Raw genomic sequence first — 12,064 nt, 5'->3', positions numbered from 1 at the left:
ACGGCACCGGGACGGTCAGCGCACGGCCAGCATGGCCAGCATGATCGCTATGTAGTGGCAGGTGAACCCGCCGACGGTGAAGGCATGGAAGAGCTCATGGAACCCGAACCACTCGACGTGGATGTTCGGCCGTTTGAGGGCATAGAAGACGGCACCGGCGATGTAGAACGCCCCTCCGGCGCACAGCAGCACGGCAGCCGGGACGCTGGCTGCAAAGAAATCACCGATGAAGATCAGGCAGGCCAACCCCAGGGCCACATACACCGGTGTATACAGCCACCGGGGCGCATCGGTCCAGAACAGGCGGAAGGCCACGCCCAGGATGGCACCGATCCAGACCAGCCACAGCAGGAACTCGGCCTTGCCCTGCGGGAGCAGGGCCCAGGCCAAGGGGGTGTAGGAGCCGGCGATCACCAGCATGATGTTCGTGTGGTCCAACCGTTTGAGGACCCGCTTGACCTGTGGCGTCCAATTTCCGCGGTGGTACACCGCCGAGATCGTGAACAACAGCAACCCGGTGAACGCATACACGGCCGAGGCGATCTTGCCTGCAGGGCCAGGGGCCAGGACCACCAGCACGACGCCGGCTGCCAGGGCCAACGGGGCGGTTCCGGCATGGATCCAGCCGCGAAGATGCGGTTTGGTCTCCTCGAGCGGGGGATGAGGCGTCATGAGCCGATCCTAACGGAGGGCAACCACCGGCCGGACGGGTTGGAGGGGCCCACAGGCGTGCCGTAGGCCACGCCGGTCCGGCCACCCGGTAACCTAGAGACGCGGCAACCGCTCGGTGGTGGTCCGCGTCGGCCGAATGACTGGAAGGGGACAACGTGCGGTTGCCCGAGGTCCTCTATCGCCTCTACGCCAAGGTACTCACCAAGGACATCCCGGCCGAGAAGCTGCCCGGGCACATCGGCATGGTCGTGGACGGGAACCGCCGCTGGGCCAAGCTCGCCGGTGCCCCCACCGCCCACGGCCACCAGGCCGGAGCCGACAACATCGTGGAGTTCCTGGGCTGGTGCAAGGAACTGGATATCGGCACGGTCACCCTGTACATGCTCTCGACCGACAACATGTCGAGGTCCAATGACGAGCTGGACGCGCTGATGGGGATCATCGCCAACATGCTGGACCGGCTCGCCGAACAACGTGATCTCTGCATCCAGCCGATGGGCGCCTACGACGAGCTGCCCGACTACCTCTCCGACAAGCTCCACGCATTGGGCGAGTCCTCCAAGGACGCGGCGGGACTGCACGTGAACATCGCCATCGGCTATGGCGGGCGCCGTGAGATCGTCGATGCCGTCAAGGAACTGCTGCTCGACGCCGACGCTTCGGGCCGGACGTTGACCGACGTGGCCCGCGACCTGGAGATCGAGGACATCTCCCGGTTCCTCTACACCCGTGGCCAACCAGATCCCGACCTGGTCATCCGCACCTCGGGTGAACAGCGGCTCTCCGGGTTCCTCACCTGGCAGAGCGCCTACAGCGAGTTCTACTTCTGCGAGGCGCTCTGGCCTGACTTCCGCAAGGTCGACTTCCTGCGCGCCCTGCGTGACTTCACCGATCGCCAGCGTCGTTTCGGCAGCTGAGGCAGGGCACCGGCGTCGTTCATCGCCGCGTTACCGCAAATCCATGCCCGCCGGGTGTGTCGGGTCCCGGGATTTAACCTTTCGGGGCTAGCTTGAAGGCATTGGAGGGCACACCCGCCCACCAATGCGGAAAGGCCACCGAACGTTGAGACGTGCTGTCAACGCGGGGAGGCCGGTCCCGGCCCCGTGGCCCGACCGGATCACCCGCAGAACGGTTACCTAGGGGCGCAACGCCCCTGTTGGGAGTCATCGTGGCAGTAGAAACCCAGTCCAAGAACGGTGCGGAAATCGCGGTCTTCGAATCCGAAGCCGCCGCGGAGACCACTGCGGGAAAGGCGGGGCACCTGTCCACCGCCGCTCCCGACCGGGCCGTCCCGGATGCCGCCCACGGGGCAGGACAACGGCAAAGCGTCGGGACGAAATCCTACGTCCTGGACACCTCGGTCCTCATCGCCGATCCGCGGGCCGTCCTGCGTTTCGCCGAGCACGAGGTGATCGTCCCCATCGTGGTCATCAGCGAGCTGGAGAAGAAGCGCCACGACCCCGAGGTCGGCTACTTTGCCCGCAAGGCACTGCGGCTGCTCGACGAACTGCGGATCGAACACGGGGGCCTGGACAAGGCCCTGCCCATCGGGGACGACGGCGGGTCGCTGCGGATCGAGCTGAATCACATTTCCACCGAGGTGCTGCCGGTGGGCTTCCGCGGCGCGGACAACGATTCACGGATCCTCGCGGTGGCGAAGAACTTCTTCGACGAGGGCCGCGACGTCACCGTGGTCTCCAAGGACCTGCCCATGCGGGTGAAGGCCTCGGCCATGGGCCTGCAGGCGGACGAATACCGCAACGGCCTCGTCGCCGACTCCGGGTGGACGGGCACCGCAGAACTCGATGTCGCGGACGCCGACGTGGAGGAGCTGTACAACAACGAGCCGGTCCTGGTGGAGGCGGCGGCCGAGATGCCGGTCAACACGGGGCTGGTCCTGCTTTCCAACCGCGGCTCGGCCCTGGGCCGGGTCGGCTCGGACGGATTCGTCCGGCTCGTCAAGGGTGACCGCGACGTGTTCGGGCTCCATGGGCGTTCGGCCGAGCAGCGGCTGGCCATCGACCTGCTCATGGACCGCGATGTCGGGATCGTCTCGCTCGGCGGGCGGGCCGGAACCGGCAAGTCCGCGCTGGCCCTGTGCGCCGGCCTGGAAGCGGTCCTGGAGCGCGGGGAACACAAGAAGGTCGTGGTTTTCCGGCCGCTGTATGCGGTCGGCGGGCAGGAGCTGGGGTTCCTCCCCGGATCCGAGGACGACAAGATGAACCCCTGGGCGCAGGCGGTCTTCGACACCCTGGGTGCGCTGGTGTCCAAGAACGTCATGGACGAGGTCATCGACCGCGGCATGCTCGAGGTCCTGCCGCTGACCCATATCCGCGGCCGGTCGCTGCACGATTCCTTCGTGATCGTCGACGAGGCCCAGTCGCTGGAGAAGAACGTGCTGCTGACGGTGATGAGCCGGATCGGGCAGAACTCAAAGATCGTCCTGACCCACGACGTCGCCCAACGCGACAACCTGCGGGTGGGACGCCATGACGGCGTGGCCGCCGTGGTCGAAACGCTCAAGGGGCATCCGCTCTTCGGCCACATCACCCTGACCCGGTCCGAGCGCTCGCCGATCGCCGCCCTGGTGACCGACATGCTCGAGGAGTCGGGGGCCTAGTCGTCCACGGAGCGAACCACCCGGGCGGGGGAGCCCACGACGACGGATCTGGCCGGCACGTCGCGGGTGACGACGGCAGCGGCGGCCACGACGGCGTCGTCGCCGATCGTCACCCCCGGCAGGATGGTGGCGTTGGCGCCGATCCATACGTTGCGGCCGATCCACACGGGTGCCGGGTGCATGTCCGCCCGCCGGCCAGGGGCCACGTCGTGGTTGAGCGTGGCGATGACCACGTTGTGCCCGATCAGGCAGTCATCGCCGATGGTGATCCCGCCCTGGTCCTGGAACTTGCATCCGGCGTTGATGAAGACGCGGCATCCGATGCGGGTGTTCTTGCCGAAGTCGGAGGAGAAGGGCGGGAAGAGCGTGACGGATTCGTCGATGGGCGTGCCCGTCAGTTCGGAGAGCAGTTTGCGTACGCGTTGCGGCTCCTGGTAGCCGCCGTTCAGTTCGCCGGTGATGCGCAACGCCTCCTGGCTGGTCCGGTGCATGAGGAGATGCCAGGGTGAATCGCCGGGGATCGCCTGGCCGGCATTGAGCGCTTGCAGGAGGTCGTCGAGTTCCATGGTGTCCTTGCGGTGTCGCGGATGGCTAGCCGCGGTTGCGGCCGCGGATGATCCAAGGGATGTGGTCCCGCACATCGGTCAGGTGCATGGATTGCTCGACGAAGAGGTCATCCAGCATGTACTCGTCCACCGCGTGGATGGTGAGCTGGTGCCCGTTGCCGCGGGCGGGGCCGTCCAGCGCCTCGCTGAAGACGCAGACTGCCGTCTCGAGATCGAGCCGCAGACGTGTCCTGCCGGCTTCCAGCAGGGGAAAGCCCTCGGCCTGCGCCACGTAGGTGACGTTGGGGGAGACCACTGCCTCCACCACCGGGCGTCCGGCCTGCACCGTGTGGACCAGCTCGTGGATCTCGACACGGTTGGAGAGCGGGAATTCCAGCGGGACCGGGGAGTCTCCGCCCAGTTCCACCGGGTCGAGCATCGCGGCCCAGCGGGCATCGCCGAACACCGGGTCGCCGTAGTCGGCCTCCGGCCGGCGGGTGATCAGCCCGTCGTCGTCGTAGACAGGGGCCACCAGCCGGGGAGGCAGCAGCCAGGAGGCGCGGCTCCCCGAGACGTAGAAGGCGTCACGCGAGGCATTGATCGACGTGGTGCTGAACAGCAGGTGCCCCTCGGGGTCCTCGATGCGCAGGGCATCCGGCCGGCGCAACCAGGCGCTGACCCGGGGGATGGCTTCGGGTGTCTCGGGCTCGTCCCGATGGACCGTTGCCGGGGCGGAGAGTGCGTCCAGCGGGGTGTGTTCGTCCTGGAGCCGGACGGGTTCCTCCGGGGTGGACGGTACCCGGGCGGAGCCGGTGAACCACTTGGCGTCGAACCGCAGGGTGGTCCAGCGCCAGGGAGAGGATCTGCACAGGCGGCGGAACGCTGCGGCGTCCTCGCGGGAGACCGCAGTCGGGCCCCGGGGGGCCGGGGACGTCGAGGACATGTCCATATCCACAGTCTAGACGCCGCCCCCGGTTCCCCGCCCGGGATGGGCTAGCGTGAGGGGATGATCGCGGAGATGCAGGCACTGCGGGATGCCGCGCCGGCGGCCCTGGTCACGTTGGTCTTGGCGTGTGTCCTGTTCCTGGTCAACGGTGCCCGCCTGGCCTGGATCGATGCCCGCACCCATGTGCTGCCCAACCGGATCATCCTGCCGTGGTACCCGTTCGCGGGCGTGCTCTTGCTGGCCACCGCCGCTCTGGCAGGCGATGGGGCGGGACTGGGGCGTGTCCTGCTCGCAGGTCTCGCGCTCTTCGGCTTCTACCTGCTCCTGCATCTGATCCAACCGCGGGGCATGGGGATGGGCGATGTGAAACTGGCTGGCATCCTGGGGCTTTACCTGGGATACCTGGGGTGGCCGCACGTGCTGCTGGGAACCCTGCTGGCGTTCCTGCTGGGTTCAGTGGTGGCGCTGGTGCTCATCATCCTGCGCCGGGCGGGGTTGAAGACCTCCCTGGCCTTCGGGCCCTACATGATTGCCGGAACCGCCACTGCACTTCTCGTGGCAGGGTAGTGACATGCCCACACCCGAATTCATCCTGTCCCTGCGCGAGAAGATCGGCAATGACCCGCTCTGGCTGCCCGGTGTGAAGGCAGTGGTCCACCGTGATGACGGTGCCCTGCTGCTCGTCAAGCGTGCCGACAACGGCCAGTGGACGTTGCCGGCGGGCATCATCGAGCCCGGGGAGGAGCCGGCGGCCACCGCAGTGCGGGAGGTGCTGGAGGAGACAGGGGTCGACGTCGCCGTCGACCGCCTGGCGGGGATCGGCACCACCGACCCGGTGACCTACCCCAACGGGGATCACGCCCAGTACCTGGACCTGGTGTTCGCCTGCCGCTACCTCCGCGGAACGGCCCGGGTGAACGACGACGAGAACACCAAGGTCGAATGGTTCACCGACGACGAACGCCCCGTCCTGCCACCCAAGCACGCCAGGGCCGTCGACTGGGCGCGTTCGGCGGAGTCGGCCGCGCACTTCGTGCGCTGACCGCCGCCATCGGTCCCGCCGCGCGGTTCCGCGCCCGTCTGATCCGAGGGCCTTGGCGTCACGGGCCACCCTTTCGGCCGCCTGGCCGGAAACTGATCCCGGCCATGGTCATGGCCAGCGCACGGGTCTAGGCTGGCGTCACGGAAGCCGCCACAGGTCGCCACCGGTGCAGCAGCTCCGGTCGGCGCGATCGGAAGGGGAAACCATGGGATTCGAGCAGTACCACGAACCACCCGCCGAACTGTCCGAGGAGACCCGGACCTTCGCGCGCATGTGCGCCAACCTGACCGAGGAAGCCGAGGCCATCGGCTGGTACGAGCAGCGGATCTCGCTCGAGACGGACCCTGTCGCCCGCGCCATCATGGAGGACTCCTTGGGCGAGGAGTTCAAGCACTTCTGCATGGAATTGGAATACCTGTTCCGGACCAAACCCAAGTGGGGCCAGACGGCCCGGGGGACCCTGTTCCGCGGCGGCGACATCGTTGAAAACGGCACGGCCGCCGAGGAGGCCGCCGGATCCGGCGGATCGCCGGATGGTGCGACCACCCCGCAGGACGCCCCGGCTTCCCCGCCAGGCGGCGGATCCCTCGGAATCGGCTCGTTGAAAGGAAGTGCGTCATGACCACCAACCACCTGCACCGCGAGCTGGCCCCCATCACCGAGGCCGGCTGGAAGCTGCTCGACGACGAGGCCAGGGACCGGCTCACCACCACCCTGGGAGCACGCAAGCTCATCGACTTCACCGGACCCCTGGGATGGGACCATTCATCGACCAACCTCGGCCGGACCGAACGGCTGCCCGGCCCCGACGACGAGGGCATTGTCGCGCGGCGACGCAGAGTCCTGCCGCTGACCGAGATGCGCGTGGACTTCACGGTGTCCCGGGAGGAACTGCTCGACGGCGAACGCGGGGCAGCCGACGTGGATTTGGCCAATCTCGACATGGCCGCCGTGCAGATCGCCAGCGCCGAGAACCGCACGGTGTTCCATGGGTGGCGCCAGGCCAACATCACCGGCATCACGCAGGCGACCTCGCTGCCCACCGTTCCACGGGTGGAGCACTTTTCGGACTACCCGCAACGCGTGGCCCGCGCGGTGGACCTGCTCCTGGAGGAAGGAATCTCCGGGCCCTTCGGCCTGGCCCTGGGCCCGGGGCACTACACCGCAGTCGTCCAGGCGACCGAACGCGGCGGATACCTGCTCTCCGAACACCTCCGCCGGATCCTGGAGGGCCCGATCGTGTGGGCTCCCGGAGTGCGTGGCGCGGTGGTGATGAGCCTGCGGGGCGGGGATTTCCTGTTCGAGTCCGGGCAGGATCTCTCCATTGGCTACAGCCACCACGACGCCGATGACGTGCACCTGTATCTGGAGCAGAGCTTCAGTTTCCGGGTCGCGACCCCGGAAGCAGCCGTGCACCTGACCTCGGGTGGGGACTGAGCCGCGGGGCACCGTTCCCGCAGGTCGCCCCAATGCGCCTGCGTCGCACCCTCCGGACTGGAGGAGCGACGCCGGCGCACTGGCGGGCACCCGTGTCCGGGTGCCGCGGGACTAGCCGTCCTGCTCCGGGGACCGGGGGGACTCCGGGGTAGTGGAGGACGTGGAGAGCCGGGCAGCACGTTGTTCGGCCTCGAGCTTCAGGGCCTCGTCTCCGGAGACTGCCTCGCCGCGGGCGACCATGCCCGAGGTGTGTGACAGGGGGATCTGCTTCAGGAGCAGTGCCAGCACGAACGCGATGAGGATGAACGGGATCAGGTACCAGAACACCGGCGCCAGCGAATCCGCGTAGGCGGTGACGATGCCGTCCTTCAACGCCGGGGGGAGCTTGTCCATCACCGAGGGATCCAGGGTCGCCGTCGCTTGCCCGGCGTCCGCGGGGGAGGCCCCGGCGCCGGTGAACACGGCGGTGAGCTTCTCCGAGAGGTTGTTGGTGAAGATGGCGCCGAAGATCGCCACACCCAGCGAGGCACCGACCTCGCGGAAGTAGTTGTTCGTGCTGGTCGCGGTTCCCACCATCTCGGCACCCACTGCGTTCTGCACGACCAGGACGACGACCTGCATGATCAGGCCCAACCCGGCACCGAAGAAGAACAGGAACACGCAGATCAGCCACAGCGCAGTGTCGGCGCTCAGCGTGGTCATCGCCAGCATCGCGGCTGCGGTGAGCAGGGTTCCGGCAATCGGGTAGGCCTTGTACTTGCCGGAGTTGGAGATCGCGATGCCCGACCAGATGGACGTTCCCATCATGCCGGCCATCATCGGCAGCATCAGCAGCCCCGACACCGCAGCGGAGGTGCCCGAGGACATCTGCAGGAACGTGGGGACAAACGCGATGGCAGCGAACATGCCCAGCCCCAGCGTGAAGCCGATGGCGGTGGCCGTGACGAACACCCGGTTGCGGAACAGCGACAACGGGATGATCGGGTCATCGGCGCGCAGCTCGGCGACGATGAACGCCGCGGCGGCGACCAGCAGGCCGGCCCCCCACATCCAGGTCGAGGTGGCTGCCCAGCCGTGGTCGGCGCTGCCGCCGAAGTCGGTGAAGAAGATCAGGCAGGTGGTGGCGATGGACAGGAACACGACGCCGGCGATGTCGATGCGGCGGGTGGCCTTCTTGTTCGGCAGGGTCAACGCGAACCAGGCGATGGCGAAGGCCGCGATGCCGATGGGGATGTTGATGTAGAACGCCCACTGCCAGGTCAGGTGGTCCACGAAGAACCCGCCGAGCAGGGGACCCGCAACGGCCGAGAGGCCGAAGATGCCGCCGAGCGGTCCCATGTACTTTCCGCGCTCGGAGGCGGGGATGATGTCGGCGATGATGGCCTGTGAGAGGATCATCAGCCCGCCGCCGCCCAGCCCCTGCAGGGCACGGAAGAACACGAAGACCCAGAAGGTGCCGGCGAACGCGGCGCCGACCGATGCCAGGGTGAACATGCCGATCGCGATGAGAAAGAGGTTGCGCCGGCCGAGCACGTCGCCGAATTTGCCGTAGATGGGCATGACGATGGTGGTGGCCAGCAGGTAGGCGGTGGTGATCCAGGCCTGGTGTTCGACGCCGCCGAGTTCGCCGACGATGGTGGGCATCGCGGTGGAGACGATGGTCTGGTCGAGGCTGGAGAGCAGCATCCCGGCGATCAGCGACGAGAAGATGATCCAGATGCGCCGCTGGGTCAGCGCGAGCGGCCCGGAAGGCTGCGGGGGAGCGATAGTGCTCATGGGGTTCCTTGGTTCTGTGGTGTGATCCGTCGGCGGTTCAGGCCCCGAAGAGCCGTGACGCGTGGGAGAAGTTCGAGGTGAGGATGGCGGCCAGCCGGGTGCGGGCCTCATCGTCCGATTCGCTGGCCTCGGGGCCGGGATCGGCGGAGCAGAAGCCATCGTGTCCGATGAACTGCTGGAAGCTGGCCATGCCCAGATGCGAGACGAGCAGGGCGACCAGTTCGCCGTAGGGATCGTCGGCTTCCAGGCCCTCCCGCTGGCAGATCAACTCGGCCAGCGCCCGTTGGCGGTGCCTCGCCGAGTCGGCCATGCGCCGCATCAGCGCGGGTTCCGCGTGCATGGCCCGCATGAAATCGTGGACGTCGGCACGGGGGATGTCCAGGGTGGCGAAGGCCTCGATGAACAGTTCCAGCAGGGCGTCCTTCAGGGCCACCGGGGGGACCGACCCCGAGCCGTCGACCGCGGCTGCCGGCCCGGAGGCCAGGAATCCCGCGGCAAACGGCTCGATCGGGTCGGCGCTCTTCGCCCCGAGGACTGCGTCCTCCTTGGTGGCGAAGTAGTTGAAGAAGGTGCGCCGGGAGACCCCGACCTCCTCACACAGTTCCTCGATCGTGAATCCGTTCAGTCCACGGTCGGCGGTCAACGTGCGGGCGTGCGTCGTCAGCGCGGCATAGGTTTCACGCCGACGTCGTTCGCGGGACCCGAGGTCTCCCGTTGCACTTTCGTTCATACAGTGCATTTTTGCACCATTCGATATCGAGTGCATAATTTTTGGCGTGTGGCCTTGGCCACAGCTGCCGATGCCGGGAATGGCGGAAGGCGGCCCCCGTTCCGGGAACCGCCTTCCGCCGTCGTGCTGGTGGGTGCCGCTACTTGCCCGAGGGCGAGGTCATCGTGGTGACGTCCAAGGCGGTGTCCAGCTGCTCCTCGGTGAGTTCGCCACGTTCGACGTAGCCCAGGGCCACCGTCGCCTCGCGGACCGTCAGGCCCTCCGCGACGGCCTTCTTGGCGATCTTGGCGGCGTTTTCGTAGCCGATGAACTTGTTCAGCGGGGTGACGATCGAGGGGGAGGCCTCGGCCAGGAAGCGGGCGCGCTCCACGTTGGCGGTGATGCCGTCGACCATCTTGTCCGCCATGACGCGGCAGGTGTTGGTCAGCAGGCGGATGGATTCGAGCAGGTTCGCGGCCATCACCGGGATGCCGACATTGAGCTCGAACGCGCCATTGGTGGAGGACAGGGACACGGTGGTGTCATTGCCGATGACCTGGGCGGCGACCTGGATGGCTGCCTCGCTGATGACCGGGTTGACCTTGCCGGGCATGATCGAGGAGCCGGGCTGCAGGTCGGGGATGGCGATCTCGCCCAGGCCGGTGTTGGGGCCCGAACCCATCCACCGCAGGTCGTTGTTGATCTTCATGATCGAGTACGCGATGTTGCGCAACTGGCCGGAGGCCTCCACGAGCCCGTCGCGGTTGGCCTGGGCCTCGAAGTGGTTGCGGGCCTCCGTCAGCGGCAGCCCGGTGTCCTCGGCCAGCAGGGCAATGACCCGCTGCGGGAAGCCAGCCGGGGTGTTGATGCCGGTGCCGACGGCCGTGCCGCCCAGGGGAACCTCTGCCACGCGGGGCAGGGAGGCCTCGATGCGCTCGACGCCGTAGCGCATCTGTGCGGCATAGCCGCCGAACTCCTGGCCCAGGGTCACCGGGGTGGCGTCCATGAGGTGCGTGCGCCCTGACTTCACGACGTCGGCGAACTCCTGCGCCTCGCGGCCCAGGCTGTCGGCCAGGTGCCCCAGGGCGGGGACCAGGTCGTTGAGCAGGGCATCGGTGACGGCGACGTGGACCGAGGTGGGGAAGACGTCGTTGGAGGACTGCGAGGCGTTGACGTGGTCGTTCGGGTGGACCCGGGTCCCGCTGCCGGCGGCCTCGAGCGACTGGTTGGCCAGGGCGGCGAGGACCTCGTTGGTGTTCATGTTCGATGACGTGCCGGAACCGGTCTGGAAGACGTCGATGGGGAACTGGTCGTCGTACTCGCCGCCGGCGACGTGCTCGGCGGCGGAGACGATCGCCTGCGCGACCTCCTCGTCGAGCACCCCGAGCTCGGAGTTCGCCAGTGCGGCGGCGCGCTTCACCCGGGCCAGGGCCTGGATGTGGCGGCGCTCGAGCGTCTTGCCGGAGATCGGGAAGTTCTCCACGGCGCGCTGCGTCTGGGCGCTGTAGAGGGCGTCGGCCGGAACCCGGACCTCGCCCATCGTGTCGTGTTCAATGCGGAAGTCATCCTTGCTAGCCATGACTTCACCTTACGCCGCCGCAGCCGCCGGAGGGGGCGGCGGCGGCGTCAGATGGGCCACACCGCCGCCCGGGGGTCAGAGGTTGCCGAACCCCGAGACGACCTCGGCCTTGCCCTCTTCCAGGCGGTAGGTCACGCCGATGACCGCGGTCTCGCCCGCGTCGACGGCGTCGGAGATGATCTTCGAGCTGTCCACGAGCCGGTGCGTGGACTGCTTGACGTGTTCCTCGACCGTGGTGTTCACGTCGGTGATGCCGGCCCGCTGGGCGGTGATGACCGACGGGGTGATGCGCTCGACCAGGTCGCGGATGAATCCCGGGGGCATCGTCCCGGATTCGAAGGACTCCATCGTGGCCGTCACGGCGCCGCAGCTGTCATGGCCCAGGACCACGATCAGCGGAACATGCAGCAGGGCGACGCTGTATTCCAGCGAGCCCAGGGCCGCATCGTCGGGGACATGGCCGGCGGTGCGCACGACGAAGACGTCGCCGAGGCCCACATCGAAGATGATCTCGGCCGCCAGACGAGAATCGGAGCAGCCGAAGATCACGGCGAACGGGTGCTGGGTGTTGACCAGCGCCGACCGGCGCTCGGCATCCTGGTTCGGGTGGTTGGTGGTTCCTGAGATGAAACGTTCGTTGCCCTCGCGCAGCTTGCGCCACGCTTCAGCGGGGGTCAGGGTGGCGGGTGTGGATTCGATCGGTTCGTTAGGCATGGAATGAGACTACTCCTGCGGCCG

At 67.6% G+C, this 12,064-nt stretch carries 13 protein-coding genes; 6 read left to right on the top strand and 7 right to left on the bottom strand.

Going from position 1 to position 12,064, the window contains the following annotated elements:
* Nucleotides 1-15: 15 nt before the first annotated feature.
* Nucleotides 16-672: a PAQR family membrane homeostasis protein TrhA gene (gene trhA / locus ACN0TP_RS04250; RefSeq protein ID WP_417217062.1), complete on the bottom strand. Its 657-nt coding sequence runs from the start codon at nt 670-672 to the stop codon at nt 16-18.
* A 155-nt stretch (nt 673-827) separates the two neighbouring features.
* Here trhA and ACN0TP_RS04245 point away from each other — a divergent pair, with 155 nt between their 5' ends.
* Nucleotides 828-1,589: an isoprenyl transferase gene (locus tag ACN0TP_RS04245; RefSeq protein ID WP_417217059.1), complete on the top strand. Its 762-nt coding sequence runs from the start codon at nt 828-830 to the stop codon at nt 1,587-1,589.
* Nucleotides 1,590-1,933: 344 nt separating this feature from the next.
* Complete coding sequence (locus ACN0TP_RS04240; RefSeq protein ID WP_417217489.1) at nt 1,934-3,292, top strand: PhoH family protein; 1,359 nt, start codon at nt 1,934-1,936, stop codon at nt 3,290-3,292.
* Here ACN0TP_RS04240 and ACN0TP_RS04235 read toward each other — a convergent pair.
* Nucleotides 3,289-3,858 (bottom strand): DapH/DapD/GlmU-related protein, encoded by a 570-nt coding sequence (locus ACN0TP_RS04235; RefSeq protein WP_417217057.1) that lies wholly within the window; start codon nt 3,856-3,858, stop codon nt 3,289-3,291. The genes ACN0TP_RS04240 and ACN0TP_RS04235 overlap by 4 nt on opposite strands.
* A 25-nt stretch (nt 3,859-3,883) precedes the next feature.
* Nucleotides 3,884-4,780 (bottom strand): hypothetical protein, encoded by an 897-nt coding sequence (locus ACN0TP_RS04230; RefSeq protein WP_417217054.1) that lies wholly within the window; start codon nt 4,778-4,780, stop codon nt 3,884-3,886.
* A gap of 63 nt (nt 4,781-4,843) precedes the next feature.
* On the opposite strand from ACN0TP_RS04230, the gene ACN0TP_RS04225 reads away from it, so the two are divergent.
* The 4 genes from ACN0TP_RS04225 to ACN0TP_RS04210 all read left to right on the top strand — a co-directional run bounded on the left by ACN0TP_RS04225 (nt 4,844) and on the right by ACN0TP_RS04210 (nt 7,262).
* Nucleotides 4,844-5,350 carry a prepilin peptidase gene (locus tag ACN0TP_RS04225; RefSeq protein WP_417217051.1) on the top strand — a complete coding sequence of 169 codons (507 nt, stop codon included), beginning with the start codon at nt 4,844-4,846 and terminating at the stop codon, nt 5,348-5,350.
* Between the two features lie 4 nt (nt 5,351-5,354).
* Entirely contained in the window at nt 5,355-5,825 is a 471-nt protein-coding gene (locus ACN0TP_RS04220) for an NUDIX hydrolase (protein ID WP_417217048.1), read from the top strand.
* 205 nt (nt 5,826-6,030) lie between these two features.
* Entirely contained in the window at nt 6,031-6,447 is a 417-nt protein-coding gene (locus tag ACN0TP_RS04215) for a hypothetical protein (RefSeq protein WP_417217046.1), read from the top strand.
* The gene (locus ACN0TP_RS04210; RefSeq protein ID WP_417217043.1) at nt 6,444-7,262 is read left to right on the top strand and encodes a family 1 encapsulin nanocompartment shell protein; all 819 of its coding nucleotides are present in this window, start codon (nt 6,444-6,446) and stop codon (nt 7,260-7,262) included. Before ACN0TP_RS04215 ends, ACN0TP_RS04210 begins: the two co-directional genes overlap by 4 nt.
* Before the next feature lie 111 nt (nt 7,263-7,373).
* On the opposite strand, the gene ACN0TP_RS04205 is transcribed toward ACN0TP_RS04210, so the two are convergent.
* The 4 genes from ACN0TP_RS04205 to ACN0TP_RS04190 form a co-directional block, all read right to left on the bottom strand.
* The gene (locus ACN0TP_RS04205) at nt 7,374-9,038 is read right to left on the bottom strand and encodes an MDR family MFS transporter (RefSeq protein ID WP_417217041.1); all 1,665 of its coding nucleotides are present in this window, start codon (nt 9,036-9,038) and stop codon (nt 7,374-7,376) included.
* 37 nt (nt 9,039-9,075) lie between these two features.
* A complete protein-coding gene (locus ACN0TP_RS04200; RefSeq protein WP_417217038.1) occupies nt 9,076-9,768 on the bottom strand; it encodes a TetR/AcrR family transcriptional regulator in 693 nt (230 codons plus the stop codon).
* A gap of 139 nt (nt 9,769-9,907) precedes the next feature.
* Nucleotides 9,908-11,326 (bottom strand): class II fumarate hydratase, encoded by a 1,419-nt coding sequence (locus tag ACN0TP_RS04195; protein ID WP_417217036.1) that lies wholly within the window; start codon nt 11,324-11,326, stop codon nt 9,908-9,910.
* Between the two features lie 75 nt (nt 11,327-11,401).
* On the bottom strand, nt 11,402-12,040 hold the full coding sequence (locus ACN0TP_RS04190) for a carbonic anhydrase (RefSeq protein ID WP_417217033.1): 639 nt from the start codon (nt 12,038-12,040) through the stop codon (nt 11,402-11,404).
* Nucleotides 12,041-12,064: the final 24 nt, after the last annotated feature.

It is taken from the genome of Arthrobacter sp. (genome assembly GCF_048266065.1).
GTDB lineage: Bacteria > Actinomycetota > Actinomycetes > Actinomycetales > Micrococcaceae > Arthrobacter_H.
The sequence above is the reverse complement of the archived record's forward strand: the minus strand, read 5'-3'. Positions and strand labels throughout refer to the sequence as shown.

Coding starts and splice junctions, on each gene's coding strand:
- trhA (WP_417217062.1), bottom strand. CDS start 672: ATGACGCCTCATCCCCCGCTCGAGGAGACCAAACCGCATCTTCGCGGC.
- ACN0TP_RS04235 (WP_417217057.1), bottom strand. CDS start 3,858: ATGGAACTCGACGACCTCCTGCAAGCGCTCAATGCCGGCCAGGCGATC.
- ACN0TP_RS04230 (WP_417217054.1), bottom strand. CDS start 4,780: ATGTCCTCGACGTCCCCGGCCCCCCGGGGCCCGACTGCGGTCTCCCGC.
- ACN0TP_RS04225 (WP_417217051.1), top strand. CDS start 4,844: ATGATCGCGGAGATGCAGGCACTGCGGGATGCCGCGCCGGCGGCCCTG.
- ACN0TP_RS04220 (WP_417217048.1), top strand. CDS start 5,355: ATGCCCACACCCGAATTCATCCTGTCCCTGCGCGAGAAGATCGGCAAT.
- ACN0TP_RS04215 (WP_417217046.1), top strand. CDS start 6,031: ATGGGATTCGAGCAGTACCACGAACCACCCGCCGAACTGTCCGAGGAG.
- ACN0TP_RS04210 (WP_417217043.1), top strand. CDS start 6,444: ATGACCACCAACCACCTGCACCGCGAGCTGGCCCCCATCACCGAGGCC.
- ACN0TP_RS04205 (WP_417217041.1), bottom strand. CDS start 9,038: ATGAGCACTATCGCTCCCCCGCAGCCTTCCGGGCCGCTCGCGCTGACC.
- ACN0TP_RS04200 (WP_417217038.1), bottom strand. CDS start 9,768: ATGAACGAAAGTGCAACGGGAGACCTCGGGTCCCGCGAACGACGTCGG.
- ACN0TP_RS04195 (WP_417217036.1), bottom strand. CDS start 11,326: ATGGCTAGCAAGGATGACTTCCGCATTGAACACGACACGATGGGCGAG.
- ACN0TP_RS04190 (WP_417217033.1), bottom strand. CDS start 12,040: ATGCCTAACGAACCGATCGAATCCACACCCGCCACCCTGACCCCCGCT.